The 5,337-nt window shown below is 45.5% G+C and carries 6 protein-coding genes; 3 read left to right on the top strand and 3 right to left on the bottom strand.

What is annotated here, in order from left to right:
• From ACTXGO_RS09190 to ACTXGO_RS09180, 3 genes are all read right to left on the bottom strand, one after another.
• Window positions 1–395 (bottom strand): ExbD/TolR family protein (locus tag ACTXGO_RS09190; protein ID WP_443574169.1); only part of this gene is annotated, 395 nt, incomplete at its 3' end.
• A gap of 103 nt (window positions 396–498) precedes the next feature.
• Window positions 499–1,074 (bottom strand): MotA/TolQ/ExbB proton channel family protein, encoded by a 576-nt coding sequence (locus tag ACTXGO_RS09185; protein WP_443542070.1) that lies wholly within the window; start codon window positions 1,072–1,074, stop codon window positions 499–501.
• A gap of 98 nt (window positions 1,075–1,172) precedes the next feature.
• The gene (locus tag ACTXGO_RS09180; RefSeq protein ID WP_443542072.1) at window positions 1,173–2,228 is read right to left on the bottom strand and encodes a TonB family protein; all 1,056 of its coding nucleotides are present in this window, start codon (window positions 2,226–2,228) and stop codon (window positions 1,173–1,175) included.
• Window positions 2,229–2,540: 312 nt separating this feature from the next.
• On the opposite strand from ACTXGO_RS09180, the gene ACTXGO_RS09175 reads away from it, so the two are divergent.
• The 3 genes from ACTXGO_RS09175 to ACTXGO_RS09165 form a co-directional block, all read left to right on the top strand.
• On the top strand, window positions 2,541–3,581 hold the full coding sequence (locus ACTXGO_RS09175; protein ID WP_443574167.1) for a siderophore ABC transporter substrate-binding protein: 1,041 nt from the start codon (window positions 2,541–2,543) through the stop codon (window positions 3,579–3,581).
• A gap of 69 nt (window positions 3,582–3,650) precedes the next feature.
• Window positions 3,651–4,751 (top strand): ABC transporter permease, encoded by a 1,101-nt coding sequence (locus tag ACTXGO_RS09170; protein ID WP_435949396.1) that lies wholly within the window; start codon window positions 3,651–3,653, stop codon window positions 4,749–4,751.
• Between the two features lie 38 nt (window positions 4,752–4,789).
• The coding region (locus ACTXGO_RS09165) for an iron chelate uptake ABC transporter family permease subunit (protein ID WP_443574165.1) at window positions 4,790–5,337 on the top strand (548 nt) is incomplete at its 3' end.

Here is a 5,337-nt window from a genome sequence, read left to right as displayed (position 1 = left end):
TTGACGAAAGCTATCTTGGTCAGTCCCGCTGTACTCGCCGCCGCCAATACTTGCGCTACCATATCGTATTTACTGTCTTTGTCAGCGCGCAGATGAATGGAAGGTTCATTATCTGCTTGAGCCTCTACGCTTAACCGCGAACTTAATTCCTCCATAGTAATCAAATCATCATCCCAAAACAGTCCAGCATCTTTATCGATACTAATCTGAATGACCTGCTCTGGGGTCTCATTGACCTGCGCACTAGTTTCTGGCAGATCCAGTGGCACTGTTGGATTAAGTACTGTCGCTGTGAGCAAAAATATAATCATTAAGACGAGCATGACATCGATGAGCGGAATTAGGTTCATCTCATTCATACTCTGCGTGTCATCGTCACCCAATTGAAATGCCATATCTGCTTACTCTCTTTATTACTCTTAATGTGTTTTTTGCTTTAATGCAATCAACACTCGAATCATTAGGACTAACCCTCTGGCGTTGAACCAAAGTAGTTGTTTAGACACTCTTTTTTAGAGTACGGTCAGCCGACTGCGCCAAAAGATCATGGGCGCGATCATTGGCATGATACATAACGCGGCGATTGATACGGATAGCCAAGTTATAAAACACCACTGCTGGAATAGCAACTGCGATGCCAAGTCCTGTCATAATGAGCGCCTCGCCTACAGGACCTGCCACTTGCGCAAGACCTGCTTGACCTGTGGTGCCGATATTACTGAGCGCATGAAAGATACCCCATACCGTGCCAAATAGCCCGATAAAGGGAGCGATAGCAGCGGTCGTGCCTAATATAGGCAATCCACGCTCGCTGGCAAAACGATAACGGCCAATATGCTGAAGTAATGCCTGCTCGATCACCAAACGGTGAGTCGCTACGTCATCTGCGCTCGTATCCGTGCTCTTGGCCTGAATCTGCGCGCTTAAATCATCTGCTACCGTACTTGCCAATTTGCGGCTTTGGATAATACGAATAATACCCGTCACCCAGGAGAGTATCGATAGCGCGAGTAGTATAAAAAACAGCGCTTTGGTGACCATATCGCTGTATTGCCAGTAGCTCATAAAGTCCATGTAGACTCCTAATGTTGCTCAATATATGTGTGTCAAACTTGGGTTGATAGGTATCAATTTATAACCTGACTACCTTTAAAATTTTGTCTTATCTATGATTACAGTTTCATACGAAATGAAAAGTTAGCTATGCTTTTAGTCGGCGCATTGCCTCTCGTAGCAGGATTGAGTTTGGCTCTTGATAATGCTTTTACAAAATCTCTGTCAAATGCGTTTTTACCTGAGCTCTTAGATATTTTTATGTTACTTATATTACCACTTGCGTCCACCACCATACTGACTCTAATTGCAGCCTCAACTCCTCTAAAACCATAATCTTTATTTTGGATAGAGGTAAATACAGGTTCTCTTAACCAGCTTGACTGACCTATGTTGCCATAATCGGCAGGCTCATTACTCGCCGCCTGCGCAGCGGCCTCTTTTACAGCTTGTTGTTGCGCGGCCTGCTCTAGCGCGCGTTTGGCTGCTTGCTTAGCCGCTAGCGCCTCAGCTGCTGCCTTGGCTTGTTGTTCTGCCTTGGCCTGTGCATCCGCTTGAGCCTGTCGCTCAGCCGCTATTTTCTGTGCTTCTTTAGCAGCATTGGCTTTATCTTGTTCAGCCCTTTGCGCTTGGTGCTGTTTACGAAGGTTCTCTGCCTGTATCGCCGCCTCAGCCTCAGCTTGTGCGGCTAACTCTCTTTGCCGCTGCTCCCTAAGCTTTTGAGCAGCAAGCTCTTGTTGCGTAGGTATATTGACGACTTGAGTTGGCTGTTTTTTGATGGGTTGCGGCGTAACCTTGGGCTTATCTTCTACTATTTTATTCTTTGGTTCTACAGCTTTTTTATCATCATTAACCGTCTGTTTTTTGACGACAGGCTTAGGTTTATCAACAGGCTTAGGTTTATCAACAGGCTTAGATTCTTTAGCAACTTGCGCTTTAGGAGCGGCAGCAGGCTTAGTCATAGGCTCTGCTTGTTCTTTGACAACAGCCGCTTCTTTGATATTAGTAGGCGTTACTAGCTCAATCTCTATCGGCGTCACCTCTTCTGGCTCAAAGACAGGTTGCGGCTTTATCATAACCAGCGCCATCGCGGTCAAGACGTGCAAACTCACCACCAGACCGATGACAATCAGTATGAGTTTATACGGTGATGAGTGGCTGGTGATCGGATTCATAACGCTCTACGTCTTGTGTTAAGGACTTAAAGTAATGGCTTAGGTTTTATTCATGAGTATGAGTAAGCATGACAGACAACTAAAATGCGCAAACTCCAAAAGTGGCTAGATGATATTATAAATGAGAATCATTATCAATGATAATTTAACTAAAATATTCTGCATATTTGTCCTTATTCGTCTTATAAACACATACGTTAATAATAATCATTATCATTGATAAAAAAATCACTATCCTTTATCATTGTCTCCAGAATGATCCCAACTTATAACAAAACTGCTATCTAAGCCCTTCTGATTACCGAGTTTATTATGCCAACCACTACTTATTCTAAACCCCAAAACGCGCCTTTGTTTAAAGGTCCTCTATTCGCGGCTATGGCATCACTACTTGCTGTGAGTGTTGGCTTGACAGGCTGTTCAAACAGCTCTGAAACAGACGATGCCAAAGTTGAAAACAATAGCGCCGATGTATCATCAAACATCGCTGACAATGATGCGGTATCGGTGGCAACTATCGATGTCGATACGGTCAAAGGAGCGGTAAGCTTACCTATCAATCCTGCGCCCTTAGTCGTCTATGATATGACTTTGATGCAGGATTTGGCGGCGTTAAATGTAGGTGTCGCTGGGATGCCAGACCAGCTACCGCTGGACAATCTGCGCTCTGATACTCAGCCTGATAGTGAAAATGTCGGTACGCTTTTTGAACCTGATCTTGAAGCCCTAAACGCTATGCAGCCACAAGCTATTTTGATTGGTTCAAGAATGGCAGAAAAATACAACGAATTATCCAGTATCGCGCCAACACTAGATATGAGCATCGATACCGCCAATATCTATGACTCTAGCAAACAGCGCTTGCACGACTTGGGCGCATTGTTTGGCAAAAGTGACGAAGCCTTTGCCCTGCAGCAAGATATCGACGGCCTTATCACTCAAACTCAAGAGTTGACCCAAGATAAAGGTAATGGCCTGGTCATTTTGGTCAATGGCAACAAGCTATCCGCTTATGGCGACAAGTCACGGTTTGGTTTTATCCATAGTGTACTCGGTGTGCCTATGGCTGATACGCAAATAGAGGATGCCCGTCATGGTCAGCCCGTCTCATTTGAATACGTACAAAAAGTCAATCCAGACTGGCTGTTTGTCATTGATCGCAGCGCCGCTGTCGGTGAAGAAGGCGCGGGAGCCAAAGCGGTGCTAGACAATCCCTTAGTAGCTCAAACCCATGCTTGGGATAAAGGACAAGTGGTATATTTAAGCCCAGATGCATACCTTGCCTTTGGTGGATATTATCAATGGATGCAAGATTTGACGACGATCAAGAATGCATTTGCAAAGGCAAAATAAGCGTTATGACAGTTCGAGCCATCGTTATTGATTGCATGTTCATCCCTTATCTTTAAGCCAGTAGACGTTATGCCGTTATTTTCATCTCGCGCTCAGACTAGTGTCAAAGCCGATTCTTCTTTGCCAGCGCCATTATTAAGCTGGCAAAAAAAACCTTACACTGATCTAAGTCATAACCATCGACGTGCTGCCATACCGCCTTGGCTCATAAATACCGGTAGCCTTCTGATTATGGGGCTGTTGGTATTACTGAGCTTATCGATTGGGGTGGCAGACTTCTCTTGGTCGGGCCTTGTGCAAAGTCTTGTCAGTGGTAGCGGCAATTCAGACAGCGCTTTGATGCTCGTTAGTCGCTTGCCGCGTACCGTTGCTATTATCTTAACAGGTATCGCTATGGCAGTGGCGGGCATGATTATCCAAGTGGTACTCAAAAACCGTTTTGTTGAGCCCTCAATGGTTGGCGCAACGCAAAGCGCCGCTCTTGGGTTACTGGTAGTCAGCCTCCTATTTCCAGCCAGCGCCCTCATTGTCAAGATGAGCGTGGCAACCGTTACAGCGATGCTCGGTATGGTGCTGTTCATGGGGCTGATTCAAAAGATTCCACCTACTGATTTTTTGATGATTCCGCTGATTGGTATTGTATTTGGCGGTATTATCGAGGCGGTGACCACTTATATCGCTTATCAAACTGAAACCTTACAGATGCTCAGTGTATGGCAATTTGGGGATTTCTCTAGCGTATTGGCAGGGCGTTATGAGCTGCTATGGTTGACAGGACTGCTTTGTCTGCTTGCTTATTTTATTGCTGACAAGTTCACTATCATAGGGCTGGGCGATAATATTGCGCTCAATTTGGGTATCAATAAACGCCAGATCACTTGGGTCGGTGTCGGCATGGTCGCTATGATGAGCGCGGTAGTAGTGGTAACAGTAGGTGTCATTCCCTTTATTGGCTTGATTGTGCCCAATATCGTCAGCCGTATTATGGGCGATAAACTTCGGCGTAGCTTGCCTGCGGTGGCGTGCTTGGGCGCATCAGCTGTCCTACTGTGCGATATCATCGGACGTTCTATTCGCTATCCCTTTGAGATACCTGTTGCCACTATTTTTGGTGTCGCCGGCACCGCCGTGTTTTTATGGTTATTATTGCGCGCGCCAAGCGAGTCTTAGGCTCTGCCTCATCTCTCCTTTTATTAAAAGATTAGCATATGCTCTCACCGTCTACTCCTAGCAGTGTAAATACAAATGATAAGGCTCACGTTGAGACACCATTTAGTCAAAAGCGGCGTTTGGTGCACACACTAGCTGAACGTCCAATAGTCATAGCTGGCGTGGTCTTACTTGTATCCATACTCCTATTTATGACCATTAATGTTCATGGCTATTGGGACTTTGCCCTACCCTTACGCGGCAAAAAGCTACTGGCGCTTATGGTGGTGGCTTATGCGATTGGCGTATCAACATTACTGTTTCAAACCTTAACCCATAATCCTATCCTAACGCCCTCTCTCTTGGGTTTTGACTCGCTATATGTACTTTTGCAAAGTTTGCTGGTGTTCTTTTTGGGATCAATCAGTTATACCAGTATCGATCCTATAGCCAAGTTTGGGTTAGAGATTGCCTTGATGTTTGGCGCGTCGCTGTTGTTATTTAAAGTATTGTTCTCAAAGCGCAGTCAAGACCTAACGCGTCTTATATTGGTCGGGGTGATCTTTGGTGTGCTGTTTCGTAGCTTATCGGCGCTGATTGCCCGCCT

The sequence above is a fragment of the Psychrobacter sp. T6-1 genome (genome assembly GCF_052258445.1).
Note: the sequence above shows the minus strand (reverse complement) of the source record. Positions and strands in the feature narration are given on the sequence as shown.

Coding starts and splice junctions, on each gene's coding strand:
- ACTXGO_RS09175 (WP_443574167.1), top strand. CDS start 2,541: ATGCCAACCACTACTTATTCTAAACCCCAAAACGCGCCTTTGTTTAAA.
- ACTXGO_RS09170 (WP_435949396.1), top strand. CDS start 3,651: ATGCCGTTATTTTCATCTCGCGCTCAGACTAGTGTCAAAGCCGATTCT.
- ACTXGO_RS09185 (WP_443542070.1), bottom strand. CDS start 1,074: ATGGACTTTATGAGCTACTGGCAATACAGCGATATGGTCACCAAAGCG.
- ACTXGO_RS09180 (WP_443542072.1), bottom strand. CDS start 2,228: ATGAATCCGATCACCAGCCACTCATCACCGTATAAACTCATACTGATT.